Annotated in this window: 27 protein-coding genes; 18 read left to right on the top strand and 9 right to left on the bottom strand. The window is 64.4% G+C overall.

Translation table 11 applies throughout. From position 1 onward, the window contains the following. Positions 1 to 84 precede the first annotated feature (84 nt). The 15 genes from nuoG (at position 85) to WS49_RS21690 (ending at position 15008) form a co-directional block, all read left to right on the top strand. On the top strand, positions 85 to 2415 hold the full coding sequence (gene nuoG, locus WS49_RS21760; RefSeq protein ID WP_059533204.1) for an NADH-quinone oxidoreductase subunit NuoG: 2331 nt from the start codon (positions 85 to 87) through the stop codon (positions 2413 to 2415). After that, positions 2416 to 3483, top strand: coding sequence for an NADH-quinone oxidoreductase subunit NuoH (nuoH, locus tag WS49_RS21755; protein WP_059533202.1), 1068 nt, complete (start codon positions 2416 to 2418; stop codon positions 3481 to 3483). A 15-nt stretch (positions 3484 to 3498) separates the two neighbouring features. After that, positions 3499 to 3987, top strand: a complete 489-nt coding sequence (gene nuoI / locus WS49_RS21750; protein WP_011885529.1) for an NADH-quinone oxidoreductase subunit NuoI — start codon at positions 3499 to 3501, stop codon at positions 3985 to 3987. Positions 3988 to 4101: 114 nt separating this feature from the next. Further along, entirely contained in the window at positions 4102 to 4752 is a 651-nt protein-coding gene (locus tag WS49_RS21745; RefSeq protein ID WP_059533200.1) for an NADH-quinone oxidoreductase subunit J, read from the top strand. Positions 4753 to 4770: 18 nt separating this feature from the next. Further along, positions 4771 to 5076: an NADH-quinone oxidoreductase subunit NuoK gene (gene nuoK / locus WS49_RS21740; protein WP_004185739.1), complete on the top strand. Its 306-nt coding sequence runs from the start codon at positions 4771 to 4773 to the stop codon at positions 5074 to 5076. A 17-nt stretch (positions 5077 to 5093) separates the two neighbouring features. Then, positions 5094 to 7148: an NADH-quinone oxidoreductase subunit L gene (gene nuoL, locus WS49_RS21735; RefSeq protein WP_059533198.1), complete on the top strand. Its 2055-nt coding sequence runs from the start codon at positions 5094 to 5096 to the stop codon at positions 7146 to 7148. A gap of 18 nt (positions 7149 to 7166) precedes the next feature. Then, positions 7167 to 8657, top strand: a complete 1491-nt coding sequence (locus WS49_RS21730) for an NADH-quinone oxidoreductase subunit M (protein ID WP_059533196.1) — start codon at positions 7167 to 7169, stop codon at positions 8655 to 8657. A gap of 36 nt (positions 8658 to 8693) precedes the next feature. Beyond that, entirely contained in the window at positions 8694 to 10148 is a 1455-nt protein-coding gene (gene nuoN, locus WS49_RS21725; RefSeq protein ID WP_175910931.1) for an NADH-quinone oxidoreductase subunit NuoN, read from the top strand. Beyond that, entirely contained in the window at positions 10148 to 10444 is a 297-nt protein-coding gene (locus tag WS49_RS21720; protein WP_059533192.1) for a DUF2818 family protein, read from the top strand. Before nuoN ends, WS49_RS21720 begins: the two co-directional genes overlap by 1 nt. Before the next feature lie 41 nt (positions 10445 to 10485). Further along, positions 10486 to 11076 carry an NUDIX domain-containing protein gene (locus WS49_RS21715; protein WP_059533190.1) on the top strand — a complete coding sequence of 197 codons (591 nt, stop codon included), beginning with the start codon at positions 10486 to 10488 and terminating at the stop codon, positions 11074 to 11076. 136 nt (positions 11077 to 11212) lie between these two features. After that, positions 11213 to 11635 (top strand): DUF1178 family protein, encoded by a 423-nt coding sequence (locus WS49_RS21710; RefSeq protein WP_006750470.1) that lies wholly within the window; start codon positions 11213 to 11215, stop codon positions 11633 to 11635. 54 nt (positions 11636 to 11689) lie between these two features. After that, positions 11690 to 12886 (top strand): acyl-CoA dehydrogenase family protein, encoded by a 1197-nt coding sequence (locus WS49_RS21705; protein ID WP_044844732.1) that lies wholly within the window; start codon positions 11690 to 11692, stop codon positions 12884 to 12886. Between the two features lie 19 nt (positions 12887 to 12905). Continuing rightward, positions 12906 to 14039 (top strand): acyl-CoA dehydrogenase family protein, encoded by a 1134-nt coding sequence (locus WS49_RS21700; RefSeq protein WP_059533188.1) that lies wholly within the window; start codon positions 12906 to 12908, stop codon positions 14037 to 14039. A gap of 34 nt (positions 14040 to 14073) precedes the next feature. Then, positions 14074 to 14535 (top strand): MaoC family dehydratase, encoded by a 462-nt coding sequence (locus WS49_RS21695; RefSeq protein ID WP_059533186.1) that lies wholly within the window; start codon positions 14074 to 14076, stop codon positions 14533 to 14535. Continuing rightward, entirely contained in the window at positions 14532 to 15008 is a 477-nt protein-coding gene (locus WS49_RS21690; RefSeq protein WP_059533184.1) for a MaoC family dehydratase, read from the top strand. The genes WS49_RS21695 and WS49_RS21690 overlap by 4 nt, the downstream gene beginning before the upstream one ends. A 51-nt stretch (positions 15009 to 15059) precedes the next feature. Here WS49_RS21690 and WS49_RS21685 read toward each other — a convergent pair whose 3' ends face one another. Together WS49_RS21685 and WS49_RS21680 are read right to left on the bottom strand one after the other, a co-directional pair. Continuing rightward, positions 15060 to 15752, bottom strand: coding sequence for a glutathione binding-like protein (locus WS49_RS21685; protein ID WP_059533290.1), 693 nt, complete (start codon positions 15750 to 15752; stop codon positions 15060 to 15062). Between the two features lie 150 nt (positions 15753 to 15902). Next, a complete protein-coding gene (locus WS49_RS21680; protein WP_059533182.1) occupies positions 15903 to 16694 on the bottom strand; it encodes an oxepin-CoA hydrolase, alternative type in 792 nt (263 codons plus the stop codon). 210 nt (positions 16695 to 16904) lie between these two features. On the opposite strand from WS49_RS21680, the gene WS49_RS21675 reads away from it, so the two are divergent. Further along, complete coding sequence (locus WS49_RS21675) at positions 16905 to 17561, top strand: glutathione S-transferase family protein (RefSeq protein ID WP_059533180.1); 657 nt, start codon at positions 16905 to 16907, stop codon at positions 17559 to 17561. A gap of 47 nt (positions 17562 to 17608) precedes the next feature. Here the strand turns inward: WS49_RS21675 and WS49_RS21670 are convergent, their stop codons facing one another. After that, positions 17609 to 18781: a pyridoxal phosphate-dependent aminotransferase gene (locus WS49_RS21670; protein ID WP_059533177.1), complete on the bottom strand. Its 1173-nt coding sequence runs from the start codon at positions 18779 to 18781 to the stop codon at positions 17609 to 17611. 33 nt (positions 18782 to 18814) lie between these two features. Then, positions 18815 to 19312 (bottom strand): putative toxin-antitoxin system toxin component, PIN family, encoded by a 498-nt coding sequence (locus WS49_RS21665; RefSeq protein ID WP_059533175.1) that lies wholly within the window; start codon positions 19310 to 19312, stop codon positions 18815 to 18817. A gap of 57 nt (positions 19313 to 19369) precedes the next feature. Between WS49_RS21665 and yaaA the strand changes: the two genes are divergently transcribed. Next, positions 19370 to 20152 (top strand): peroxide stress protein YaaA, encoded by a 783-nt coding sequence (gene yaaA / locus WS49_RS21660; RefSeq protein WP_059533173.1) that lies wholly within the window; start codon positions 19370 to 19372, stop codon positions 20150 to 20152. Between the two features lie 88 nt (positions 20153 to 20240). Continuing rightward, positions 20241 to 21395, top strand: a complete 1155-nt coding sequence (locus WS49_RS21655; RefSeq protein ID WP_059533171.1) for a M14 family metallopeptidase — start codon at positions 20241 to 20243, stop codon at positions 21393 to 21395. Between the two features lie 82 nt (positions 21396 to 21477). On the opposite strand, the gene WS49_RS21650 is transcribed toward WS49_RS21655, so the two are convergent. The 5 genes from WS49_RS21650 to WS49_RS35880 all read right to left on the bottom strand — a co-directional run. After that, the gene (locus tag WS49_RS21650) at positions 21478 to 22131 is read right to left on the bottom strand and encodes a BspC domain-containing protein (RefSeq protein WP_059533169.1); all 654 of its coding nucleotides are present in this window, start codon (positions 22129 to 22131) and stop codon (positions 21478 to 21480) included. Positions 22132 to 22267: 136 nt separating this feature from the next. After that, entirely contained in the window at positions 22268 to 22942 is a 675-nt protein-coding gene (locus WS49_RS21645) for an energy-coupling factor ABC transporter permease (RefSeq protein ID WP_059533167.1), read from the bottom strand. 75 nt (positions 22943 to 23017) lie between these two features. Next, positions 23018 to 23854: a response regulator transcription factor gene (locus tag WS49_RS21640; RefSeq protein ID WP_059533165.1), complete on the bottom strand. Its 837-nt coding sequence runs from the start codon at positions 23852 to 23854 to the stop codon at positions 23018 to 23020. Between the two features lie 209 nt (positions 23855 to 24063). Then, positions 24064 to 25281, bottom strand: coding sequence for a DUF2863 family protein (locus tag WS49_RS21635; RefSeq protein WP_059533163.1), 1218 nt, complete (start codon positions 25279 to 25281; stop codon positions 24064 to 24066). Between the two features lie 156 nt (positions 25282 to 25437). Further along, on the bottom strand, positions 25438 to 25619 hold a 182-nt coding region (locus WS49_RS35880; RefSeq protein WP_059533161.1), incomplete at its 5' end, for a hypothetical protein.

Here is a 25619-nt window from a genome sequence, read left to right as displayed (position 1 = left end):
AGCGAAGCACCGGTTGCGGAATTTGAGCGCACGGTCGGGCGAAGGCGCGAACGGGCGGAAATAGGTTAAGGACCATTCACCATCATGGTTGAACTTGAAATAGACGGCAAGAAGGTCGAGGTGCCCGAAGGCAGCATGGTGATCCAGGCTGCGCACAAGGCGGATACGTACATTCCTCACTTCTGCTATCACAAGAAACTGTCGGTCGCGGCCAACTGCCGGATGTGTCTCGTCGAAGTCGAGAAGATGCCGAAGGCCGTGCCTGCCTGCGCGACGCCCGTGTCGGCCGGCATGATCGTGCGCACGCAGTCCGACAAGGCCGTGAAGGCGCAGCAGTCGGTGATGGAATTTCTCCTCATCAACCACCCGCTCGACTGCCCGATCTGCGATCAGGGCGGCGAATGCCAGCTGCAGGATCTGGCGGTCGGCTACGGCAAGTCGTCGTCGCGCTACTCGGAAGAAAAGCGCGTGGTGTTCCACAAGAACGTGGGCCCGCTCATCTCGATGGAAGAAATGTCGCGCTGCATCCACTGCACGCGCTGCGTCCGCTTCGGCCAGGAAATCGCCGGCGTGATGGAGCTCGGCATGCTGGGTCGCGGCGAGCACTCGGAAATCACGACGTTCGTCGGCAAGACGGTCGACTCCGAACTGTCGGGCAACATGATCGACCTGTGCCCGGTCGGCGCGCTGACCAGCAAGCCGTTCCGCTACAGCGCCCGTACGTGGGAACTGTCGCGCCGCAAGTCGGTGAGCCCGCACGATTCGGTCGGCGCGAACCTCGTCGTGCAGGTGAAGAACAACCGCGTGATGCGCGTGCTGCCGTTCGAGAACGAAGCGATCAACGAATGCTGGATCTCGGACAAGGATCGTTTCTCGTACGAAGGCCTGAACAGTGAAGAGCGCCTGACGAAGCCGATGCTGAAGCAGGGCGGCCAGTGGATCGAGACCGACTGGCAGACCGCGCTCGAATATGTCGCGAAGGGTCTGAAGGGCATCGCCGCGGATCACGGCGCGAACGCGCTGGCGATGCTCGCGAGCGCGCACAGCACCGCTGAAGAGCTGTTCCTCGTGAAGCAGCTCGCCAGCGAACTGAAAACGCCGAACGTCGACTTCCGTCTGCGTCAGCAAGATTTCTCGGCGCCGGTCCAGGGTGCACCGTGGCTCGGCATGCCGATCGCAGATCTGTCGAGCGTGGATGCCGCGTTCGTCGTCGGTTCGTTCCTGCGCCGCGACCACCCGCTGTTCGCCGCGCGCCTGCGCCAGGCCGCGAAGAACGGCGCGAAGCTGCACTTCCTGCACGCGACCGCCGACGACTCGCTGATCCCGACCGCGAAGCGCATCGTCGCCGCGCCGTCGGCATGGCTCGACGAGCTGGCCGGCATCGCCGCCGCCGTCGCGCAACTGCGCGGCGTCGCGCTGCCGGACGCGCTGGCGGGCGTCACCGCATCGCCGGCAGCACAAGCAGTCGCCCAGTCGCTCGCGAACGGCGAGCGCCGCGCGGTGCTGCTCGGCAATGCGGCCGTCCGTCACCCGCAATTCGCGAAGCTGCACGCCGTTGCACAGTGGATCGCCGACAACACGGGCGCCACGTTCGGTTTCCTGACGGAAGCGGCGAACACGGTCGGCGCGCACGTCGTCGGCGCACTGCCGGGCGAGGGCGGCCTGAACGCACGCGAAGCGTTCGCGCAGCCGCGCAAGGGCTACGTGCTGCTGAACGTCGAACCGGAATTCGACACGGCCGATCCGGCGCAGGCACTTGCCGCGCTGAACCAGGCCGAAATGGTCGTCGTGATGTCGCCGTTCAAGCACGGCCTCGATTACGCCGACGTGCTGCTGCCGATCGCGCCGTTCACGGAAACGGCAGGCACGTACGTGAACGCGGAAGGCTCGGTGCAGAGCTTCAACGGCGTCGTGCGTCCGCTCGGCGATACGCGTCCGGCGTGGAAGGTGCTGCGCGTGCTCGGCAGCCTGCTCGGCCTGCCGAACTTCGAATACGAAACGGCGGAAGAAGTGCGTCTCGCGGCGCTCGGCGACGCAGGCGTCGCGAAGCGTCTGTCGAACCAGGCGTCGGTCGCGCCGGCACGCGTCGCGGCAGCTGCCGCGAACGGCGGCTTCGAGCGCCTCGCCGACGTGCCGATCTATCATGCCGACGCACTCGTGCGCCGCGCCGGCGCGCTGCACCTGACGGCCGCCGCGAAGATGGCGAACGCCGCAGCCCTGCCGGCCGCGCTGTTCGACAAGCTGGGCTTGAAGGAAGGCGACGCGGTGCGCGTGCGCCAGGGCGAGCGTGCGGTGCAGTTGCCGGCCGTGCGCGACGCGAATCTTGCGGAGACGGTCGTTCGCGTGTCGGCGGCGACGCCTGCCGGCGCAGCGCTCGGCAGCCTGTCCGGTGAACTGGTGGTGGAGAAGGCGTAAATGAGCTTGTTCGATACGATCAACGCGGGCGGAGCCCAGCTTCTCGGCGTCGCGTGGCCGACGGTGTGGGCCGTCGTGCGCATCCTCGTCGTCGCCGTCGTGATCCTGCTGTGCGTCGCGTACCTGATTCTGTGGGAACGCAAGCTGATCGGCTGGATGCACGTGCGTCTCGGCCCGAACCGCGTCGGCCCCGGTGGCCTGCTGCAGCCGATCGCCGACGTGCTGAAGCTGCTGCTGAAGGAAGTGATTCAGCCGAGCGCCGCCAGCCGTTGGCTGTACCTGATCGCGCCGGTCATGACCGTCGTGCCGGCGTTTGCCGTGTGGGCGGTGATCCCGTTCCAGGCCGAGGCCGTGCTCGCGAACGTGAACGCGGGCCTGCTGTATGCGATGGCGATCTCGTCGATCGGCGTGTATGCGGTGATTCTCGCCGGCTGGGCGTCGAACTCGAAGTACGCATTCCTCGGTGCGATGCGCGCCGCGGCGCAGATGGTGTCGTACGAAATCTCGATGGGCTTCGCGCTGGTGCTCGTGCTGATGACGGCCGGCAGCCTGAACCTGTCGGAAATCGTCGGCTCGCAACAGCACGGCTTCTTCGCCGGCCACGGCGTGAACTTCCTGTCGTGGAACTGGCTGCCGCTGCTGCCGGCGTTCGTCGTCTACTTCGTGTCCGGCATCGCCGAAACGAACCGTCACCCGTTCGACGTGGTGGAAGGGGAGTCGGAGATCGTCGCGGGTCACATGATCGATTACTCGGGCATGGCGTTCGCGCTGTTCTTCCTCGCCGAGTACATCAACATGATCGTGATCTCGGCGCTGGCCGCGACGCTGTTCCTCGGCGGCTGGGACGCACCGTTCGAATTCCTGTCGTTCATTCCGGGCATCTTCTGGCTGGTGCTGAAGGTATTCGCGCTGCTGTCGGTGTTCATCTGGGTGCGCGCGACGTTCCCGCGCTACCGTTACGACCAGATCATGCGTCTGGGCTGGAAGGTGTTCCTGCCCGTCACGGTGATCTGGGTGGTCGTGGTCGGCTTCTGGATGATGTCGCCGCTCAACATCTGGGTGAAGTAAAGATCGGACGAAATCATGACGGCAATCCAACACTTCTTTAAGACCTTCTTCCTGACGGAGCTGCTGAAGGGGCTCGCGCTGACCGGTCGTTACACGTTCCGGCGCAAGTTCACCGTGCAGTTCCCGGAAGAGAAGACCCCGATTTCGCCGCGTTTCCGCGGGCTGCATGCGCTGCGCCGCTATGAAAACGGCGAAGAGCGCTGCATCGCGTGCAAGCTCTGCGAAGCCGTGTGCCCCGCGATGGCGATCACGATCGAGTCGGAAACGCGCGCGGACAACACGCGCCGCACGACGCGCTACGACATCGACCTGACGAAGTGCATCTTCTGTGGTTTCTGCGAGGAAAGCTGCCCGGTCGATTCGATCGTCGAGACGCAGATCCTCGAGTATCACGGCGAAAAGCGCGGCGACCTGTATTTCACGAAGGAAATGCTGCTCGCGGTGGGCGATCGCTACGAGAAGGACATCGCTGCGGCGAAGGCCGCCGACGCGCCGTATCGTTGATTGTGTTTGCAGTGCCGGCCCGGCATGAACGGGCCGAGCCGCCGCGACGGGTGCGGCACGCGAGAGCGTCCCGCAAGCCGCGCCTGACTATGGCCTAACGATGAACCGGTAATCATGGAATTCACGACCGTACTGTTCTACATCTTCGCGCTGCTCCTGGTGGTATCAGGGCTGAAGGTGATCACTTCGCGCAACCCGGTGGCGTCTGCGCTTTTCCTTGTGCTGGCGTTCTTCAACGCCGCCGCGATCTGGATGCTGCTGGAAGCGGAGTTCCTCGCGATCCTGCTGGTGCTGGTGTACGTGGGCGCCGTGATGGTGCTGTTCCTGTTCGTCGTGATGATGCTGGACATCAACATCGATTACCTGCGCCGCGACTTCAAGCGCTTCGTACCGATGGCGACCGTCGTCGGCGCGATCATCGTGGTCGAGACCGCGCTGATCCTGTGGCGCGGCTACGGCGACACGCACACGGTGCACGCAATGGCGACGGGCGCGATGGCCGACTGGTCGAACACGCGCCTGATCGGCAAGGTGATCTACACCGACTACATCTTCGCGTTTGAAATCGCCGGCCTGGTGCTGCTGGTCGCGATCATCGCCGCGATCGGGCTGACCGAGCGCAAGGGCAAGGACAGCAAGCGCCAGCGCGTGTCGGATCAGGTCAAGGTGCGCCGCAATGACCGCGTGCGCCTCGTGAAGATGGAAGCGGACAAGCCGCAGCCGGAAACGGCGCAGAGCGAAGCCGGTACGAGCACCAACGGCTAAGCGGAGGAAAAGAAAACCATGCTGACTCTTGCTCATTACCTCGTGCTCGGCGCGATCCTCTTTGCGATCGCGATCGTCGGGATCTTCCTGAACCGCCGCAACATCATCATCATCCTGATGGCGATCGAACTGATGCTGCTGGCGGTGAACACCAACTTCGTCGCGTTTTCGCACTACCTCGGCGACGTGCACGGCCAGATCTTCGTGTTCTTCGTGCTGACCGTCGCCGCAGCGGAAGCCGCGATCGGTCTCGCGATTCTGGTGACCCTGTTCCGTAAGCTCGACACGATCAATGTCGAGGATCTCGATCAGCTCAAAGGTTAATTTCAGGCAACGCTGTTATGTCAACGACACTCAATGAAAACCTGCTGCTGGCGATTCCGCTCGCTCCGCTGGCCGGCTCGCTGATTGCGGGGCTGTTCGGGAACGCAGTGGGGCGCAAGGGCGCACACCGGATCACGATCCTCGGCGTATTGATCGCGTTCCTCCTGTCGGCGAAAGTCTTCCTCGACGTGATGGGCGGCGCGAGCTTCAACGCGACCGTCTACGAATGGATGAACGTCGGCTCGCTGAAACTCGAAGTCGGCTTCCTCGTCGATTCGCTGACCGCGATGATGATGGTCGTCGTGACCTTCGTCTCGCTGATGGTGCACGTGTACACGATCGGCTACATGTCGGAAGAAGACGGCTACCAGCGCTTCTTCTCGTACATCTCGCTGTTCACGTTCTCGATGCTGATGCTCGTGATGAGCAACAACTTCCTGCAACTGTTCTTCGGTTGGGAAGCGGTGGGTCTGGTGTCGTACCTGCTGATCGGCTTCTACTTCACGCGTGAGAGCGCGATCTACGCGAACATGAAGGCGTTCCTCGTGAACCGCGTGGGCGACTTCGGCTTCCTGCTGGGCATCGGCCTGCTGCTGGCGTTCGCGGGTTCGATGAACTACGGCGAAGTGTTCGCGAAGCGCGCCGAGCTCGCAAGCCTGCACTTCCCGGGCACCGACTGGGGCCTGCTGACCGTCGCCTGTATCTGCCTGTTCATCGGCGCGATGGGTAAATCGGCGCAGTTCCCGCTGCACGTGTGGCTGCCCGACTCGATGGAAGGCCCGACCCCGATCTCCGCGCTGATTCACGCGGCGACGATGGTGACGGCCGGCATCTTCATGGTGTCGCGCATGTCGCCGCTGTTCGAACTGTCGGATACCGCGCTGTCGTTCATCACGGTGATCGGTGCGATCACGGCACTGTTCATGGGCTTCCTCGGGATCGTCCAGAACGACATCAAGCGTGTCGTCGCGTACTCGACGCTGTCGCAGCTCGGCTACATGACCGTCGCGCTCGGCGTGTCCGCTTACCCGGTCGCCGTGTTCCACCTGATGACGCACGCGTTCTTCAAGGCGCTGCTGTTCCTCGGCGCCGGCTCGGTGATCATGGGCATGCACCACGACCAGGACATGCGCAACATGGGCGGCCTGCGCAAGTACATGCCGATCACGTGGATCACGTCGCTCGTCGGTTCGCTGGCGCTGATCGGTACGCCGTTCTTCTCGGGCTTCTACTCGAAGGACTCGATCATCGACGCGGTGAAGCTGTCGCATCTGCCGGGTTCTGGCTTCGCGTACTTCGCGGTCGTCGCGAGCGTGTTCGTCACGGCGCTGTACTCGTTCCGCATGTACTTCCTGGTGTTCCACGGCGAAGAGCGTTTCCGCAAGCCGAAGCATCCGGAATCGCCGATGGGCATGGCGGCCGCGCACGGCCACGACGATCACGGCCATGGCCACGGTCATGACGACCACGCGCACGAGCCGCACGAGACCCCGTGGGTCGTGTGGGTGCCGCTGGTCCTGCTGGCAATTCCGTCGGTGATCATCGGTGCGATCGCGATCGGCCCGATGCTGTTCGGCGACTTCTTCCAGCACGGCGTCGCGTTCGACAAGGTGATCTTCATCGGCGAAAACCATCCGGCACTGGCCGAGATGGCCGAAGAGTTCCACGGCTGGGTGGGCATGGGTCTGCACTCGGTGTCGGGCCTGCCGGTGTGGCTGGCGCTCGCCGGTGTCGTCGTTGCGTGGTTCCTGTACCTGAAGCGTCCGGAGCTGCCGGCGTCGATCCGCCGCGCGTTCGGTCCGATCTACACGCTGCTGGACAACAAGTACTACATGGACAAGATCAACGAAGTGGTGTTCGCCCGTGGTTCGGTGGCGATCGGCCGCGGCCTGTGGAAGGAAGGCGACGTCGTCGTGATCGACGGTCTCGTCAACGGCAGCGCGCGGTTCATCGGCTGGTTCGCCGGCGTGATCCGCTTCCTCCAATCCGGTTACATCTATCACTACGCGTTCGCCATGATCATCGGCATGCTGGGGCTCCTGACCCTGTTTGTAACGCTCGGCGGCAAATAAGGCGGGGGGACAACACTAATGCACGCTTTTCCGATTCTCAGTACCGCGATCTGGCTGCCGATCGTTTTCGGCCTCCTCGTGCTCGCGGTGGGTAACGACAAAAATCCGGGGACGGCTCGCTGGGTCGCGCTGATCGGTTCGCTGCTCGGTCTCGCGGTCACGATTCCGCTGATCACGGGCTTCGACTCGAGCACGGCTGCGCTGCAGTTCGTCGAGCAGTCGACGTGGATCGAACGCTTCGACATCTCGTACCACCTCGGCGTCGACGGCATCTCGATGTGGTTCGTCGTGCTGACCGCGCTGATCACGGTGATCGTCGTGATCGCCGCGTGGGAGGTGATCACCGAGAACGTCGCGCAGTACCTCGCGGCCTTCCTGATCCTGTCCGGGATCATGATCGGCGTGTTCTCGGCGGCCGACGGCCTGCTGTTCTACGTGTTCTTCGAGGCGACCCTGATCCCGATGTACATCATCATCGGTGTGTGGGGCGGCCCGAACCGCGTGTACGCGGCGTTCAAGTTCTTCCTGTACACGCTGGCCGGCTCGCTGCTGATGCTGGTCGCGCTGATCTACCTGTACACGCAGACGCATTCGTTCGACCTCGCGACGTGGCAGAACGCCAAGATCGCGATGACGCCGCAGATCCTGCTGTTCATTGCATTCTTCCTCGCGTTCGCGGTGAAGGTGCCGATGTGGCCGGTGCACACCTGGCTGCCGGACGCGCACGTGGAAGCGCCGACGGGCGGCTCGGTCGTGCTGGCGGCGATCATGCTGAAGCTCGGTGCGTACGGTTTCCTGCGTTTCTCGCTGCCGATCACGCCTGACGCAAGCCATTTCCTGGCACCGGTCGTGATCACGCTGTCGCTGATCGCGGTGATCTACATCGGCCTCGTCGCGATGGTGCAGGCCGACATGAAGAAACTGGTCGCGTATTCGTCGATCGCGCACATGGGCTTCGTCACGCTCGGCTTCTTCATCTTCAACCAGCTCGGCGTCGAAGGCGCGATCGTCCAGATGATCTCGCACGGCTTCGTGTCGGGCGCGATGTTCTTGTGCATCGGCGTGCTGTACGACCGCGTGCACTCGCGTCAGATCGCCGATTACGGCGGCGTCGTGAACGTGATGCCGAAGTTCGCGGCATTCGCGATGCTGTTCTCGATGGCCAACTGCGGCCTGCCGGGCACCTCGGGTTTCGTCGGCGAATTCATGGTGATTCTCGCGGCTGTCCAGTACAACTTCTGGATCGCATTCGGCGCGGCATTCACGCTGATCCTCGGCGCCGCCTACACGCTGTGGATGTACAAGCGCGTGTACTTCGGTGCGGTCGCGAACGATCACGTTGCCAAGCTGAAAGACATCGGCCGTCGCGAATTCGTGATGCTGGCCGTGCTCGCCGCGTTCACGCTGCTGATGGGTCTGTATCCGAAGCCTTTCACCGACGTGATGCACGTTTCCGTGGAAAACCTCCTCTCCCACGTCGCGCAGTCGAAGCTGCCGCTGGCCCAGTAATCGCGAGCGGAGGAAATCAAGATCATGAACGCACCTATGAATGTCCTGTTGCCTGACGCGCTGGTGATGGTCGCCATCGTCGTTGCATGGCTGAACGACACCTTTACCGGTGCCGCTGGCCGCCGCCTGACCTATCTGATCGCGGTGGTTTCGTCGGTCGTCGCCGGCGTGTGGTTCGCGGTGCAGGCGCTGGACCCGCAGCAGTATTACTTCTTCTCGCGGATGGTCGTCGTCGACTCGTTCGCGAGCATGATGAAGGCCGTCGTGTCGCTCGGCTTCGCGGTCTCGCTCGTCTATTCGCGCAAGTACCTCGAAGACCGTGACATGTTCCGCGGCGACGTGTTCCTGCTGGGCATGTTCTCGCTGCTCGGTCAGCTGGTGATGGTGTCGGGCAACAACTTCCTGACGCTGTACCTCGGCCTCGAACTGATGTCGCTGTCGCTGTACGCCGTCATCGCGCTGCGCCGTGATGCCGCGCAGTCGAGCGAAGCCGCGATGAAGTACTACGTGCTGGGCGCGCTCGCGTCGGGCTTCGTGCTGTACGGCATTTCGATGCTCTACGGCGCGACCGGCTCGCTCGAGCTGGGCGAGGTGTACAAGGCGGTCGGCGGCAACACCGACGCGGCCGTGCTGATGTTCGGCGTGGTCTTCATCGTCGCCGGTATCGCGTTCAAGCTCGGCGCCGTGCCGTTCCACATGTGGGTGCCGGACGTCTACCAGGGCGCACCGACCGCGATGACGCTGTTCGTCGGCGGTGGCCCGAAGGTTGCCGCGTTCGCGTGGGGCCTGCGTTTCCTGGTGATGGGCCTGCTGCCGCTCGCACAGAACTGGCAGACCGCGCTCGTGATCCTCGCCGCGCTGTCGCTGATCGTCGGTAACATCACCGGTATCGTCCAGCGCAACATCAAGCGGATGCTCGCGTACTCGGCGATCTCGAACATGGGCTTCGTGCTGCTCGGCCTGCTCGCCGGCATCGTGAAGGGCGACGCGACCGCTCCGGCGAACGCGTACAGCTCGGCGATGTTCTACGCGATCGTCTACCTGATCACGACGCTCGGCTCGTTCGGCGTGGTGATGCTGCTCGCACGCCGCGATTTCGAAGCGGAAACGATCGACGACTTCAAGGGCCTCAACAAGCGCAGCCCGGTGTTCGCGTTCGTGATGATGGTCATGATGTTCTCGCTGGCCGGTATCCCGCCGACCGTGGGCTTCTACGCGAAGCTCGCGGTGCTCGAGGCGACCGTCAACGCGGGTCTCACGTGGCTGGCCGTGCTGGCTGTGATCACGTCGCTGTTCGGTGCGTTCTACTACCTGCGCATCGTCAAGCTGATGTACTTCGATGCACCGCAGGACGCGACCCCGGTCACCGGCGATTTCTGCAAGCGCACGATCCTCGTGCTGAACGGTATTGCGGTCGTGGTGCTCGGCCTGATCCCGAGCCCGCTCCTGACGGCCTGCCTGCAGGCGATCCGTCACACGCTGCCGCTGTAATGTCGGCAGCTGGCTGGTTCATCGTGCTGTTGGCGCTCGTATGCGCCAACGTGCCGTTCCTGAACCAACGCCTCTTCGCCGTCGTCCCGATCGGTGCGACGAAGAAGAACGCGTGGGTTCGGATCGGCGAGCTGATCGTGCTGTATTTCGTCGTCGGTGCGCTCGGCTTCTGGCTCGAGTCGCGCGCCGGCAACCGCTTCGAACAGGGCTGGCAGTTCTACGCGATCACGTTCAGTCTCTTCGTTGTGTTCGCGTTTCCCGGCTTCACGTTCCAGTATCTCGTCAAACGACGCTGACGGCTTCGGCCGTCGCGTGCTCAATCCTCCGGAGCCCGCCGATGGCCGAACTACCCAATCACGACGCCGCACTGACCGAAACCTGCCTCGAGAGCGAGGCGATTTTCGACGGCTCGTTCCTCAAGCTGAAGCGCGATACCGTTCGTTTGCCCGACGGCAAGCAGGCCACGCGCGAATACGTCCAGCACCCCGGCGCGGTGATGGTGATCCCGCTGTTCGACGACGGCCGCGTGCTGATGGAAAGCCAGTATCGCTATCCGATCGGCAAGGTCATGGCCGAATTCCCCGCCGGCAAACTTGATCCGAACGAGGGCGCGCTTGCCTGCGCGGTACGCGAACTGCGCGAGGAAACCGGCTACACGGCACGCGAATATGTGTTCCTGGCCCGGATTCACCCGATCATTTCCTATTCGACCGAATTCATCGACCTGTATCTCGCGCGCGGCCTGACGGCAGGCGAGCGCAAGCTCGACGAAGGCGAATTCCTCGAAACCTTCACGGCGACGCTGCCCGACCTGCAGGAGTGGGTGCGCACCGGCCAGATCACCGACGTGAAGACAATCATCGGCACGATGTGGCTCGACAAGGTCCTGTCCGGCGCGTGGCCGCTCGGCCCGGTCGAGAAGCCCTGACGGCGCGTCAGCGGCGGGTGGGGCGCCGCGTTACAATCCTGTGACGCGGCCGCTGTCCGGCCGCGCGATCCTGGTTTAGCACGATCGTTCACAAAAGCGCGTTTTGCGCTACACTCGCCACACGCCCTGATTCAGCATGAAGGTCCTCGATTTACAGTGCCCGCACGGTCATCGGTTCGAAGGCTGGTTCGCTTCCGCCGATGAGTTCGAAGCGCAGTTGTCCCGCAAGCTGGTCGAATGTCCGGTGTGCGGGACGACCGAGATCAACCGGATGCCGTCGGCGCCGCGCCTGAACCTGTCGGGCGCGACGCAGGCACAGCCGGCCGATCCGCGCGCGCTGCAGGCGCAGGTGATGCGCGCGCTGCGCGAGGTGCTGGAGAAGACCGAGAACGTGGGCGAGCGCTTCGCCGAGGAAGCGCGGCGCATTCATTACAACGAGGCGCCGGCGCGCAGCATTCGTGGCGTCACGACGCCGGAGGATGCGCAATCCTTGGTCGAAGAAGGCATCGACGTGATGCCGCTGCCGATTCCTGCCGCGCTGAAAGAACCGCTGCAATGACGTACGCAGTGTGTCCTTGCCGGGCCGGACGGCCGCGGTCAGGAGACACTGCGCATGGATCTGGATTATTCCCCCGCCGACGACGCGTTCCGCGTCGACGTCCGCGCCTGGCTCGAGGCCAACCTGCCTCATGCACTGCGCGCCAAGGTACTCGATCACAAACGACTCGACCGCGAGGATTTCGCGAGCTGGCACCGGATTCTCGGCCAGCGCGGCTGGTCCGCGCCCGCATGGCCGGCCGAATACGGCGGTCCGGACTGGAACGCGACGCAGCGCCACATCTGGGATGAGGAGTGCGCACGCATCGGCGCGCCGACCGTGCTGCCGTTCGGCGTATCGATGGTCGCGCCGGTGCTGATGAAATACGGCAGCGAAGCGCAGAAGCGCCACTATCTGCCGCGTATTCTGGACGGCACCGACTGGTGGTGCCAGGGTTATTCGGAGCCAGGCTCCGGGTCGGATCTCGCATCGCTGCGCACGCGCGCCGAACGTCACGGCGACCACTACGTCGTCAACGGCCAGAAGACATGGACGACGCTGGGCCAGTACGCGGACATGATGTTTTGTCTCGTGCGCACCGATCCGGCGGCGAAGAAGCAGGAGGGCATCTCGTTCCTGCTGATCGACATGAAGACACCCGGCATCACGGTGCGCCCGATCATCACGCTCGATGAGGATCACGAAGTCAACGAGGTGTTCTTCGAGGACGTGAAGGTGCCCGTCGAGAATCTCGTCGGCGATGAAAACCGCGGCTGGACTTACGCGAAATACCTGTTGGGTCACGAGCGCACGGGCATCGCACGCGTCGGCGCGTCGAAGCGCGAGCTCGCATTCCTGAAACGCGTGGCGTCGAACCAGCGCAAGAACGGCAAGCCGCTGCTCGCCGATCCGGTGTTTGCCGCGAAGGTCGCGGCGCTCGAAGTCGAGCTGATGGCACTCGAGGTGACGGTGCTGCGGGTCGTGAGCCGCGAGACGAGCGGCAAGGGGCCCGGCCCCGAGGCATCGATGTTGAAGATCAAGGGCACCGAGGTGCAGCAGGCGCTTACCGAGCTGATGTTCGAGGCGATCGGCCCGCTCGCCGCGCCGTTCGACGTCCCGTTCCTCGAGGGCGAACGCGAACACAGCAGCGCGGGCGACGACGATGCCGCGCCGCTCGCCGCCTACTACTTCAATTACCGGAAGACGTCGATCTACGGCGGTTCGAACGAGATTCAGAAGAACATCATCGCGCAGATGATCCTGGGGCTGTGATCAGGGAACGGAGACAACCATGGATTTCAGCTTTACCGATGAGCAGCAACAGTTTGCCGACGCGCTGCGCCGTTATCTCGGCGAGCAATACGGTTTCGACGCGCGCCAGGCCATCGTGCGAAGCGATGCCGGCGTGTCGGACGCGCAATGGAGCGCATTCGCGGAGCTGGGCCTGACCGCGCTGCCCGTGCCGGATGCACAGGGCGGCTTCGGCGGCGGCCCGGTCGACATGCTGGTCGCGATGCAGGAGCTCGGCCGTGCACTCGTGGTCGAGCCGTACTGGGCGACGGCGGTCGGCATCGAGGCGCTGCGCGTCGCCGGGTCCGGCACGGGCGACGATGCCGCGCTGCTGGAAGCGGTCGCGCAAGGGCAGAAGCGCCTGGCCGTTGCATTCCACGAACCACGGGCACGCTATGACCTGTACGAACTCGATACGCACGCGCGCGATCAGGGCGGCACGTATCGGCTGACCGGCACCAAGTCGGTCGTTCAGCACGGCGCCCAGGCGCATGCGTGGATCGTGCCCGCGCGTGTCGATGGCGGCAGCATAGGCCTGTTCGTCGTCGAGCGCGATGCCGCGGGGGCGAAGCTTGTCGACTACCGGACGATCGACGGCCAGCGCGCCGCGACGATCGAGCTGCATGACACCCCCGCGCGGCAGCTGACGGGCGGCGCACGCGATGCGGCCGCACTCGAGCAGATTGCCGATTACGCGACCTTCCTGCTCTGCGCGGAAGCGGTCGGCGCACTCGACGAGCTGAACCGCGCGACGGTCGAATACACGAAGACGCGCGAACAGTTCGGCGTACCGATTGCACGTTTCCAGGCACTGCAGCACCGGATGGTCGACATGCTGATTCACGCGGAGCAGGCGCGCTCGCTGACTTACCTGGCCGCGGTGCGTTACGCGGGCGGCGATGCCGATGCGCGTCGCAAGGCGGTGTCGGCCGCGAAGGCGCGGGTCGGCGCGGCCGCACTTTTCGTCGGCCAGCAGGCGGTGCAACTGCACGGCGGCATGGGCGTGACCAATGAGGTTGCCGCCGCTCACCTGTTCAAGCGGCTGTCGATCATCGAGACGACACTCGGCGACACCGACCATCATCTTGCGCGCATCGCGGCCCTGCCGGATTTCGCGCAGACCGACGCGGCATGACGGCGACGCGCGAGCGCGCCATAGGAGATAGACAGTGGGTATCAGTTACGAAGATCTGGAAGTCGGCAGTACGACCGAAATCGGCCGCTATACGTTCGAATCGGACGACATCAAGGCGTTCGCGCAACGCTACGATCCGCAACCGTTCCACCTCGACGAGGAGGCTGGCAAGGCATCGCCGTTCGGCGGACTCGTTGCGAGCGGCTGGCATACGTGTTCGGTGTTCATGAGCCTGCTCATCAAGAAGCTGGGACCGGATTCGACCAGCATGGGCTCGCCCGGCATCGACTCGATCCGCTGGCTCAAGCCCGTGCGTGCCGGCGACACGATCACGATGTACCAGAAGGTCCACGACAAGCGCGTGTCGGAGAGCAAGCCCGATCGCGGCATCGTGTCGACGGAGTGGATCGGCGTCAACGGCGCCGGCGACACGGTGATCACCGTGCATACCAAGGTGATCTTCGGACTGCGTCATCCGCAAGGGGCGGGCGCATGACGGACGTGACATTGCCGCTGATCGCGTCTGCGCAAGCGCTGCACGAGCGCGTCGGCGCGGAGCCGCTCGCGAGCGGCTGGGTCGAGATCGAACAGCGTCGCGTCGATGGTTTTGCCGACGCCACCGGCGATCACCAGTGGATTCACGTCGATCCCGAGCGGGCGCGGCGCGAGTCGCCGTTCGGCGGCCCGATCGCGCACGGATTCCTGACGCTGTCGCTGATTCCCGCGCTGATGACCGATGCGATGCGCTTCGAGCAGAAGATGGGCGTGAACTACGGACTGAATCGCGTGCGGTTCCTGAAGCCGGTGCCGGTCGGCGCACGCGTGCGCGCGCTGTTCGCGGTGAAGGAAGCCGCGGAGGCCGCGCGGGGCGGTGTGCAGGTGACGTGGTCGGTGTCGATGCAGGTCGAGCGTACGGACGTGCCGTTGCTCGTTTGCGCGGCGGAATTCATTACGCTGCACTACTTCTGATGCGCGCGGCGGCATCGACGGATGCCGCCGCGTCGCACGGCGCGTGGTTCGTCAGTGCTTTGCGTATTGCGTCGCGCCGAACAGCATTTCGCGTGCCTTGTCGTCCTGCAGCGGCTTGCGCAGCGATGCGAGTACCTCGACGCCGCGCTGCACGGCCGGACGCGCGGCAATCGTTTCGTGCCAGCGCTTCACGTTCGGCAGTTCGTCGAGCACGATGCCCTGGTTCTGCCATGAGCGCGTCCACGGGAACGTCGCGATGTCCGCGATCGTGTACGTGTCGCCGGCGAGATATTCGGATTCGCCGAGACGCTTTTCCATCACGTTGTACAGGCGCTTCGCTTCGTTCGTATAGCGATTGATCGCATAGTCGATCTTCTCCGGCGCGTACAGCCGGAAGTGGTGCGCCTGCCCGAGCATCGGGCCGACGCCGCCCATCTGGAACATCAGCCATTCGAGCGTCGCGTAGCGCTCGGCCGGCTTGGTCGGCAGAAACTTGCCGGTCTTTTCCGCCAGGTACACGAGGATCGCGCCCGATTCGAACAGCGAGATCGGCTTGCCGCCGGGGCCGTCCGCGTCGACGATCGCGGGGATCTTGTTGTTCGGGCTGATCTTCAGGAATTCGGGCTTGAACTGATCGCCCGCGCCGATATCGACCGGATGCGCACGATACGCGAGGCCCGTTTCCTCGAGCATGATGTGTATCTTGTGGCCGTTCGGGGTCGCCCAGCTGTAGACGTCGATCATCGTCAACTCCTTTATGGCATGCGCGAAAACGGCGCCGGCGGGGCGCCGCGACAGGCGGTCATTAGAGCATGGATCGATGCGGGCTGCAGGCGACGGAAACGTGCGGCCGCGCGCCTGCGCGTGCGTGTCGTCGCAGCGACGGCGTGCGGATCAGCGCTTGTAGCGCGGCTGGCGTTTCTCGAGGAACGCGGTAATGCCTTCGAATGCATCCGCATGATGCAACGATGCGACGAAGTGATCGCGCTCGGTGCCCAGATGCGCATCGAGCGGCTGTGCGGTCGCATCGTCGAGCAGCGACTTGATGCGCGTGAGCGCGTTCGGCGAGATGCCGGCAAGCGAGTCGGCCCACGCGAGCGCGTCGGAAAGCGCGGCGCCGGGCACGGCGAGCCGATTGACGACGCCGAGCGCATGCAGGCGGTCGGCCACGACGGGCTTGCCCTCGAACAGGATTTCGGCGGCGAGCGCACGCGGCAGTGCGCGCGCGAGGAACCACGAGCCGCCGCCGTCGGGCGTGAGGCCGACGCGTGCGTACGACATCACGAACTTCGCGTCGTGCGCGGCAACGATCAGGTCGCATGCGAGCGCGAGCGAAAAGCCCGCGCCGGCCGCCGCGCCTTCGACTGCCGCGATCACGGGCTTGCTCGTTGCGCGGATCGCCGTGATCCACGCGGCGAGCTGATCGATGCTGTCGGCCTGATAGGACGGATCCTTCGAGCGGTTGTCGAGCAGCCGGTTCAGGTTGCCGCCCGCGCAAAAGAAACGATCGGCACCCGTGAGCACGACAGCGCGAATGGCGGGGTCGCGCTCGGCGGTGGCGAGCGCCTCGACGCCGGCCGCATACATGTCGGGATGCAGCGCGTTGCGTGCGCCGGGATTGGATAGCGTGAGGACGAGCGTCGATTCGCCCTCGGGGGGGCGCGAGGCCAGCAGTTCAGCACTCATGCGAAGGTGTCTCCATCGGATGGCGAGGCTGCGGCGCCGCATGCTGCGCGGGCGCATGCGCATACCCGTGAGGGTGCTGCCGCAGCGGATGTATTGTTGTCATGACGGACGCGAAACTGCTTTAGACTAGCACGAACGTGCTTTTCAGCGCGACGTATCCCGATGCCGCCGGCATCGCCGCGGCGCGCTTCAGCAACGAAGGAGACTCCGATGCTACAGCTGTGCGGTATTCCGTTGTCCAACTATTACAACAAGGTGAAGTTCGTCCTGCTCGAACATGACATCCCGTTCGAGGAATCGGCATGCAGTCTGCCGATCAGTGATCCGGCACTGCTCGCCGATTCGCCGCTCGGCAAGATTCCGTTCTTGAAGACGGAAGAGGGCGCGCTGTTCGAATCGCAGGTGATCATCGAGTATCTGGCGGCGCGTTATCCCGACAAGGCCATTTTCCCGGCCGGACCGTTCGCGGCCGCGAAGGTGCGCGAACTCGTCGAGACGCTCGAGTTGTATCTCGAATGGACCGCGCGCGAGGTTTATACGGAAGCCTTTTTCGGCGGCAAGGTCAGCGACGGGATGAAGGCGCACGTCGAGAAGCGCCTGCCGCGCGCGATCGATGCATTCAAGCGGATGACGCAATTTTCGCCCTACGTGCTCGGCGACACGTTCACGCTGGCGGACATTGCCGCGGCGATCCATCTGCCGGTGATCGGAATGGCGACGAAGGCCATCTTCGGCCGCGATTTCCTGCTCGATGCCGGCATCGACTGGAAGGCGCACGCGAAGCTGGTCGGTGAGCGGCCGGTCGCGCAGCGCGTGGCGGCCGATCGCAAGGCCTATGTCGAGGCGACGAGCGCCGCGCGTTCGTAAGCGCGGCGGGCGCGGCGTCGTACCGTGCCCGGCCGCCCATGCAGGACTTACAGGCGTGCGAGCCGTTCGAGTGCGGATGCGAGCGTGCTCTCCTGTTTTGCGAAGCAGAAGCGCACGACGCCCGATTCGTGCGGCTCGTGATAGAACGCCGACACGGGAATCGCCGCCACGCCGATCTCCGACGTGAGCCACTTCGAGAATTCCGCTTCGGACAGGTCGCTGATCGCCGAATAGTCGACGCACTGGAAGTACGTGCCGGGGCACGGCAGCAGCTTGAAGCGCGTGCGCTCGAGGCCGGCGCGGAAGAAGTCGCGCTTCTTCTGGTAAAAGTCGGGCAGCGTCAGGTACGGTGCCGGATCGCGCAGGTAGTCGGCAAGCCCGATCTGCATCGGCGTGTTCACCGTGAACACGTTGAATTGATGGACCTTGCGGAACTCCGCGGTCAGCGCGGCAGGCGCCGCGACATAGCCGACCTTCCAGCCCGTCACATGGTAGGTCTTCCCGAAGCTCGACACGATGAAGCTGCGCGCGGCCAGTTCCGGGTAGCGCGCGACGCTTTCATGCCGCGCACCGTCGTAGACCATGTGTTCGTACACTTCATCCGACAGGATCAGCACATTGGTGCCGCGCACGATCTCCTCGAGCTTGCGCATGTCGGCCTCGCGCCACACGGTGCCGGTCGGGTTGTGCGGCGTGTTGATCATGATCATCCGCGTTTTCGGTGTGATCGCGGCGGCCAGGCGATCGAACGGGATCGCATAGTCGGGCGCTTCCAGCGTGACGAACACGGGCTTGCCGCCGGCTAGCTCGATCGACGGCAGATAGCTGTCGTAGGTCGGTTCGACGACGATCACCTCGTCACCCGGATGGACCGCGCACAGGATCGCCGTCAGCAGGGCCTGCGTCGCGCCGGCCGTGACCGTGATCTCGGTGGCCGGATCGTAGCGCCGGCCGTAGACCTGCGCGATCTTGTCGGCGATCGCGTCGCGCAACGGCGCGACGCCGGCCATCGGCGGATACTGGTTGTGACCGTTGCGCATCGCGGCCGCGACCGCGTCGACGATGCGCGGGTCGCAGTCGAAATCCGGGAAGCCCTGGCCGAGGTTCACGGCGCCTTTCTCGGCGGCGAGCGCGCTCATGACCGTGAAGATCGTCGTGCCGACGTTCGGCAGGCGCGAGGGGAAAACGGGAGTCGTAGGCATGTCGGAAGGAGCGTTCATCGATACGGTCGCAAGCGGGTGGCGCCGGGCCCGTCAGGCCGGCGTGGGAGTGGTGGCCAATGCGGCATCGAGCGCGCAGGCTTCGGTGAACGGCGCGGGCTGCGCGATCCGGAAGCCGAAGTCGCGCGCGGTGCGCTTCGCGAGCTTGAGCAGCGCACGGTCCTTCGACACGAGCCAGTCGGCCTGCGCGGCGCGCGCGAGCTCGAGAAATTTCTGGTCGTCGCGGTCCTTGCACTTCGGCAGGGGCGGCGCGTCGGCGTCGACGGGCGGCGGCTCGACGAGGCTCGCCAAGCGGGCGACCGTCGCGAGCGCTTCGGCCTTGTTGATCGCGCGCGCCTGAAACTGCGGGTAGTCGAGCACGAGCTCGAGTTCGTTCAGGCAGCGGCCGTCGATTACGGCGGCCAGCGTGCCGCGTTCGAGCGCCGCCCGGATCGGGCGTGTGGCAGGGTCGTCGAATACGAGTATGTCGATCCAGACGTTCGAGTCGAGCACGACGCGATGTGCGGCATGCGGGGCGAGAGAGCGGGTCATTCGTTACAATCGGTGGTTTTCGTCTGACCGCAAGGCACGGCGTGCCAGCGAGCCTCTATGATAATCGTTCTCTCCCCAGCCAAATCCCTCGACTACGATACGCCCGCCCACGTCCCGTCTTACACGAAGCCTGCATTCGTCGACGATGCGTCGGAACTGATCGACGGCCTGCGCAAGTTGTCGCCGCAGGACATCTCGACGCTGATGGACATCTCCGACCCGCTCGCGCGGCTGAACTTCCAGCGCTATGCGGACTGGTCGCCGACCTTCACGACGGCCAACGCGAAGCAGGCGGTGCTCGCGTTCAACGGCGACGTGTACGAAGGGTTCGATGCCAAATCGCTGTCGGCCGCCGATCTGGACTATGCGCAGCAGCACGTGCGCGTTCTGTCGGGCCTGTACGGGCTGCTGCGACCGCTCGACCTGCTGCAGCCGTACCGGCTCGAGATGGGTACCCGTTTCGCGAATGCTCGCGGCAAGGATCTGTATGCGTTCTGGAGCGACCGGATCACGCGGGCGCTGAACGAGCAGCTCGAGACGCGCAGCGGCGCGGCGCGCGTGCTGGTCAACTGCGCGTCGACCGAGTACTTCAAGTCGGTCAAGCCGAAACTGCTGGCCGCGCCGATCGTCACGCCGGTGTTCGAGGACTGGAAGGGTGGCCGCTACAAGATCATCAGCTTCCATGCGAAGCGCGCCCGTGGCCTGATGGCGCGCTACATCGTCGAGAACCGCATCGCCGAACCGGCGGCGCTGAAGGATTTCGCGGTGGAAGACTACGCGTTCGACGCCGCTGCGTCGAACGATTCGACTTACGTATATCGCCGGCGAATCGGCGAGTGACCAAGCCGGCCGTTCACGAGACGGCCGGCGCATGCATGAGGCCGGACGCGCGGCAAACCGCCGGTTCCGGTCGACACTGGAGAGATAGATGACCCTTTCGATCACCAGCAATTTCGACGCGGGCGCCATCGACGTCGTGTCGTGCGACAGCCCCGACGCGATCCGGCTGCGCGTACGCGGCGACAACCGCTCGGAATTCGCCCAATGGTTCTACTTCCGTTTGACGGGCGCACGCGGTGAGCGGTGCGTGATGTCGTTCGAGAATGCGGCCGAATGCGCGTATCCGTCAGGATGGCGTAACTACAGCGCGGTCGCGAGCTACGACCGGGTCGACTGGTTCCGCGTGCCGACGACGTTCGACGGCAAGACGATGACCATCGACCATACGCCCGAGTTCGACAGCATCTACTACGCGTATTTCGAGCCGTACTCGGAAGAGCGTCATGCCGCGTTCCTCGGCGCGGTCCAGCAATTGCCGCAGGCGGGCGTCGTCGAGCTCGGCCGAACGGTTGAAGGCCGTCCGATGTCGCTGCTGACGCTCGGTACGCCGGAGGTCGACGGCGCACCGAAGAAGAAGGTGTGGATCATCGCACGCCAGCATCCGGGCGAGACGATGGCCGAGTGGTTCGTCGAAGGGCTCGTCAAGCGGCTGGCCGGGTGGGGCGACTGGGCGGGCGATCCGGTGGCGCGCAAGCTGTACGACCGCGCGACGTTCTACATCGTCCCGAACATGAATCCGGACGGCAGCGTGCACGGCAACCTGCGCACCAACGCGGCGGGCGCGAACCTGAACCGCGAGTGGATGGCGCCCGATGCCGAGCGCAGCCCCGAAGTGCTGGCCGTGCGCGATGCGATCCATTCGATCGGCTGCGACATGTTCTTCGACATTCATGGTGACGAGGATCTGCCGTACGTGTTCGTCGCGGGTTCGGAAATGCTGCCGAGCTTCACGGAGCAGCAGGGCAAGGAGCAAACCGCATTCATCGATGCGTTCAAGATCGCGAGCCCGGATTTCCAGACCGAGCACGGTTATGCGGCGAGCAAGTACAAGGAAGACGCGCTCAAGCTTGCGTCGAAGTACATCGGCCATCAGTTCGGCTGCTTGTCACTGACGCTCGAGATGCCGTTCAAGGACAATGCGAACCTTCCGGACGAGCGGGTCGGCTGGAACGGCGAGCGGAGCGCCGCGCTTGGCGCGGCGATGCTGGCGGCAATCCTGGTGCACGTCGAGACGTTCGCATAAGCGTACCGTCGTCGATATGAAAAAGCCGGCGCATCGTGCGATGCGCCGGCTTTTTTGCTTTTGTCGTTGCCGCTCTGTCGAATCAGGACTTCTTCGCGGTTTTCTTCTTCACGGCTTTCTTCTGGCCGCTTGATTTCTGCGTTGCGACGGCTTTCTTGCCGGTGCGGCCGGATGCCTTGGCTTTGACCTTGCCGCGGTGCGACTTGCCCTTGAACTTCTTCGTCGACGACGACGGGCGTTCGACACGCGGCTTCAGTGGCGGCACCGGATCGTTCCAGCTGAACGCCAGCATTTGCTGGCCGACATAGCCACAGCGGAATTTCAGCGGTGTCGGGTCGCTGCCGTCGCTGTGGACGCCGAGGCCGTCCACGGTGACGATGTTGTCGACCTTCACGCGCTGCTTGCCCTGATCGAACGAATCGTTCCACGGCGTAATCGTCGCGTTGCCGCTTTCGAACGCGTTCGGTGCGAAGTCGACGCGGTCGAAGGCCGTCGATGTGCTGGCGATGAAGCTGCCGTGCGCCGCACAATCGGCGACGATCGGATCGGCATGCATCTCGTTGACGAATTTGTTGATCAGTTCGGAGCGCTGGTCGAGGAGGTCGGCGAATACCGGTGCCGGAAGCGCAAGCGACAGGCCCGCGACACAGGCTGCCAGCTTGCCGAACGCCCGGAAGATCCGGAGCGAGGCAGGTGAGCTGTCCATCTGGTTATTGGTGAGGAGCGAATGAGACATCGGGCACGTATAGATGCCCGATGAAGATCAGGAGTTCAATCTTAGCGTAAAAAAGTTGTGCGGCAGTAGATGTCGCACTCTCCCGCGCTGCGGAAGCGGATCGTCACGCGCGCCGATCGCACCGGGACCGGCACGTTCAGGCGCGTGGACCGCCGAGGCGGTAGCGCCGAACGTCGAACGTCGTGACCCACGCCGGACGATAGACGGCGATGAGCGCGGTGGCCATGCCGGTGAACCACGCTTCGCCGAGCGCGAGCAGCGCGGTGTTCAGCAGATAGCCTGCTGGAATGACGACGGGCACGCCGTCCGCGAGAGCGAGCTGGACTCCGGCTGCGGCCGCTGCGACTGCGACGATCGCGATGGCCGGTGACAGGAATCCCTGGCCGGTGATGAACGACGCGAGATTGTGCGGGAGCCACGCGATCGCGGCGCGTTGCAGCAACGCGGACACGGCGACCGGTAGCGCACCGTAGATCAGATAGGTCACGCCGATGCCTTGCCACGGCGCATCGAAGACGATAGCGGCGACGGCTGTGACGGCGCCCATCGCGATCAGCGCAAGCGTCCAGTCGAACAGCGTGACGAGCAGCGTCGCGCCGAGCAGGTGCATGACGATGCCGTCCTCGAGCCACGCATTCGAGGCCCAGAGCACCGTGATCGCGGTGACGAGCGCGAGCCACACGTGCTGGAGCGTTGCGTCCTGGAGACGGACGAAGGGACGATTCCAGAGCGCGAGCGCGAGCAATGCCACGGCGGCGATCCAGCCACCGATGCCAACCCAGAGCGGAAGCGGTGTGAAAAGAAAACCCATGCGTCCATATTACTCGTTGAGCATCGAAGGTGGGAATCCGCACATGTCGACCGTCGCAATATCGATACTGTCCGATCAGCGCTCGCGCCGAAACCGAGCTGGCGGTTCGGCCGCGAGCGGCAGGTCCCGGGTATCGGCGTTCGCGGCGGGCAGGGGGTATGGACGGTCGTTCCGTTGCATGCGCAGCGGAACCCGGCCGCGTTCGCCGATGACGGGCTTGCTTGCACGATCGCGGTTCGCCAGCAACACCTCGAGATGCGGCGACAGCCACCCGTTGTAGATCGCGACTGCGGCGGCGCGGTTTGCCGCGCCCAGCTGCTGGAAGATGCTGGCGAGGTGGATCTTTACGGTGCCTTCGCTGATGCCGAGCGTGCGAGCGATCATCTTGTTGGTGCTGCCCATATGGACGAACCGCATGATCTGCGCCTGTCTGGGCGACAGGAGACCACTTGGCGGGCGGCGCGGCAGCGATCCGGCGAGCGTCTGGAAATGGGCGTCGTGGCGTACCGCGGCAGTGGAGGGCAGCAGGCTGAGTGCGATGGGCGGGATGTAATGGCCGCCCAGCAGAACCATTTCGAGCGCCCGCACGATCAGGTGCGGCCGTGTGGAGTGCGGGATCACACCCGCGACGCCATAGTTGTAGAAGCGCTGGATGGCTTCCGGCGTGGATTCGTCGATCAGTACCGCGACGGGTGTCGGCGAGCAGGCGCTGCAGAGCGCCTGGAGTTCGCAGAGGCGGCCGACGTCCAGCCAGTCGATAACAACGAGGTCGAAGCGCTGAGTGCGCAGCAGCCGGCGCGCCTGGAAGCCATCGGGTGCATCGTTGATGCTGGCGTGACGGTCGATCTGTCGCAGCAGGGCCTTCAGTCCGTCACGCCTTTCGGCGTCTGAGTTCAGCACCAGGAACCGCATATTCAACCTCCGTAAGGTGAGTCATTGAGCTGCCGTTGGCATGCGTTGGGTCCGATAATGACAAAAACCTTACACGAAGTCTGCTTGGCTGAAAGGCTTAGGAGAAATCTGAAATTTCGAATGACGGAAATGCGGACGAGAAAAAAGCCGCTCCGGCTGGAACCGGGAGCGGCTTCGTCGGGCAGGCACTGCGGGCCTGCGATGTACGATCAGTGAAAGTGCGGTTGGGCGGGCGAGGCGTCTTCTGGCATTTCCGCGTGGACGATTTCGCCGAGCGGATCCGCATAGAGCGGCACGCCGCAGTCGTCGCAATATTCCGGCTCGAAGCGGCCCGCGTGCCGGCGGACGTCGGTTACGCCGCATTCCTTCAGCAGACTCACTATCTCCTCGAGCGGCCCTTCGATCGGTGCTTCGCCTTCGAGCGTCGCGCTGTCGATCGACACGTCGCCGTTTTCGCGGCCGTAGAGCGGCCACACGACGCCATAGATCACGTCGTTGCTGGCGCGTCGCGTGAAGCCGACGCGATACTCGTCGATCCGTCGCTCGCCGAAGCCTGCGACCACGGCGCGCAGCTCTTGCGGTGCCGTACCAAGTGTGTCGAAAAGATAACGGATTGCCGTTCGGACCGTGTGCGGACGGATGCGCTCGTCCGCATCACGGCAGGCCGAATAGTATGCGTCCGGGAGCAGGCATTCGAACTCGCAGCCGGGGAGGGCAATCGACAGGTTCGGACCGCCCTGCGCGGTCCATTGCTCGAGACACTGGCCGCGTTCGATCCGATTGCCGTGCTCTTCTTCCTGCCAGCGGAACAGCGGAGCGCCGGCCGGCGCGGCGACGACGGCGAGGAGAAAGCGCGGGTCTGCCAGGATCGGCGAGGTTTCGGGCAAGTCACCGAAGCTGAGCTTGGCGGCGTGCTGGCCGAGCGCCGCGTGCGCGAGCTGCTGGGCGAGCCGGTAGGTCTCGACGTGGTGGCGCGGCAGTTGGTCGATGCTGTACAGGAACGGGGCCAGGCCGACCAGCGTGCCGGTGGCGAGCACGTGCGCTTGCAGGTGCGTGCGCAGTGCGTCGGCGACGTCGCCTTTCAGCGGGCCCGACGGAATCATGTAGCGCGTCCAGGCAAGAACGGGAACGGCGACCAGCAGCGCATCATACGGCTGGCCGTCGTGCTCGATCACCATCGATTCACTATGCGTCTCGGCCATGTCGGCGAGCGCGCCATAGGCATCAGGGTGGTTCTGCTGCAGATGGTCGAGTGCCGCGTCGAGCGTGGTCTGGTTGCCGTTGCGAACGATCTTGGCGAGTAGCGCATCGAGCTTCGCTTCCCAGAAGCGATCCTCGATGCGGCTGCCCGAGGCGAAGAGCGCAAGCGACAGGCCGACCAGTTTGTCGGCGTCGGGGGGGAGGCGTTTGGCGATTCGCTGGCGCATATTAAATACGTATAGAAAGGGGCGAAGAACCTCACATTCTAGTCCGTTCTTTGCACCATAAGCGGTCTCGTGCTCCGGCATGGCCGGAAGGCAGAATCGGCGAGGATGAAGAAAAATCCACCAAACCCTTGCGCGATCGCCGGGAGCTGCTTAGAATCACGCCTCTTTCGCGCTAACGGAAACGCAGCGCGGGAGGAGAAGGGAAGCGGTGCGGACGAGGGCGGTGGTAGAACCCCGGCGCACACGAAGTTGAACCCCCGCCGTCGCAACGAAGCAGTTCAGAAAGTTGTTGACGAGCTGAAAAAGACGGTTCATAATCTCGCTTCTCTGCTGCTGAA

Source organism: Burkholderia sp. RF7-non_BP4 (assembly GCF_001521935.1).
GTDB lineage: Bacteria > Pseudomonadota > Gammaproteobacteria > Burkholderiales > Burkholderiaceae > Burkholderia > Burkholderia diffusa.
The sequence above is the reverse complement of the archived record's forward strand: the minus strand, read 5'-3'. Positions and strand labels throughout refer to the sequence as shown.

Excerpts from the sequence above, each read along its gene's own strand:
- nuoG (WP_059533204.1), top strand. The coding sequence starts at position 85 with ATGGTTGAACTTGAAATAGACGGCAAGAAGGTCGAGGTGCCCGAAGGC.
- nuoH (WP_059533202.1), top strand. The coding sequence starts at position 2,416 with ATGAGCTTGTTCGATACGATCAACGCGGGCGGAGCCCAGCTTCTCGGC.
- nuoI (WP_011885529.1), top strand. The coding sequence starts at position 3,499 with ATGACGGCAATCCAACACTTCTTTAAGACCTTCTTCCTGACGGAGCTG.
- WS49_RS21745 (WP_059533200.1), top strand. The coding sequence starts at position 4,102 with ATGGAATTCACGACCGTACTGTTCTACATCTTCGCGCTGCTCCTGGTG.
- nuoK (WP_004185739.1), top strand. The coding sequence starts at position 4,771 with ATGCTGACTCTTGCTCATTACCTCGTGCTCGGCGCGATCCTCTTTGCG.
- nuoL (WP_059533198.1), top strand. The coding sequence starts at position 5,094 with ATGTCAACGACACTCAATGAAAACCTGCTGCTGGCGATTCCGCTCGCT.
- WS49_RS21730 (WP_059533196.1), top strand. The coding sequence starts at position 7,167 with ATGCACGCTTTTCCGATTCTCAGTACCGCGATCTGGCTGCCGATCGTT.
- nuoN (WP_175910931.1), top strand. The coding sequence starts at position 8,694 with ATGAATGTCCTGTTGCCTGACGCGCTGGTGATGGTCGCCATCGTCGTT.
- WS49_RS21720 (WP_059533192.1), top strand. The coding sequence starts at position 10,148 with ATGTCGGCAGCTGGCTGGTTCATCGTGCTGTTGGCGCTCGTATGCGCC.
- WS49_RS21715 (WP_059533190.1), top strand. The coding sequence starts at position 10,486 with ATGGCCGAACTACCCAATCACGACGCCGCACTGACCGAAACCTGCCTC.
- WS49_RS21710 (WP_006750470.1), top strand. The coding sequence starts at position 11,213 with ATGAAGGTCCTCGATTTACAGTGCCCGCACGGTCATCGGTTCGAAGGC.
- WS49_RS21705 (WP_044844732.1), top strand. The coding sequence starts at position 11,690 with ATGGATCTGGATTATTCCCCCGCCGACGACGCGTTCCGCGTCGACGTC.
- WS49_RS21700 (WP_059533188.1), top strand. The coding sequence starts at position 12,906 with ATGGATTTCAGCTTTACCGATGAGCAGCAACAGTTTGCCGACGCGCTG.
- WS49_RS21690 (WP_059533184.1), top strand. The coding sequence starts at position 14,532 with ATGACGGACGTGACATTGCCGCTGATCGCGTCTGCGCAAGCGCTGCAC.
- WS49_RS21685 (WP_059533290.1), bottom strand. The coding sequence starts at position 15,752 with ATGATCGACGTCTACAGCTGGGCGACCCCGAACGGCCACAAGATACAC.
- WS49_RS21680 (WP_059533182.1), bottom strand. The coding sequence starts at position 16,694 with ATGAGTGCTGAACTGCTGGCCTCGCGCCCCCCCGAGGGCGAATCGACG.
- WS49_RS21675 (WP_059533180.1), top strand. The coding sequence starts at position 16,905 with ATGCTACAGCTGTGCGGTATTCCGTTGTCCAACTATTACAACAAGGTG.
- WS49_RS21670 (WP_059533177.1), bottom strand. The coding sequence starts at position 18,781 with ATGAACGCTCCTTCCGACATGCCTACGACTCCCGTTTTCCCCTCGCGC.
- WS49_RS21665 (WP_059533175.1), bottom strand. The coding sequence starts at position 19,312 with ATGACCCGCTCTCTCGCCCCGCATGCCGCACATCGCGTCGTGCTCGAC.
- yaaA (WP_059533173.1), top strand. The coding sequence starts at position 19,370 with ATGATAATCGTTCTCTCCCCAGCCAAATCCCTCGACTACGATACGCCC.
- WS49_RS21655 (WP_059533171.1), top strand. The coding sequence starts at position 20,241 with ATGACCCTTTCGATCACCAGCAATTTCGACGCGGGCGCCATCGACGTC.
- WS49_RS21650 (WP_059533169.1), bottom strand. The coding sequence starts at position 22,131 with ATGTCTCATTCGCTCCTCACCAATAACCAGATGGACAGCTCACCTGCC.
- WS49_RS21645 (WP_059533167.1), bottom strand. The coding sequence starts at position 22,942 with ATGGGTTTTCTTTTCACACCGCTTCCGCTCTGGGTTGGCATCGGTGGC.
- WS49_RS21640 (WP_059533165.1), bottom strand. The coding sequence starts at position 23,854 with ATGCGGTTCCTGGTGCTGAACTCAGACGCCGAAAGGCGTGACGGACTG.
- WS49_RS21635 (WP_059533163.1), bottom strand. The coding sequence starts at position 25,281 with ATGCGCCAGCGAATCGCCAAACGCCTCCCCCCCGACGCCGACAAACTG.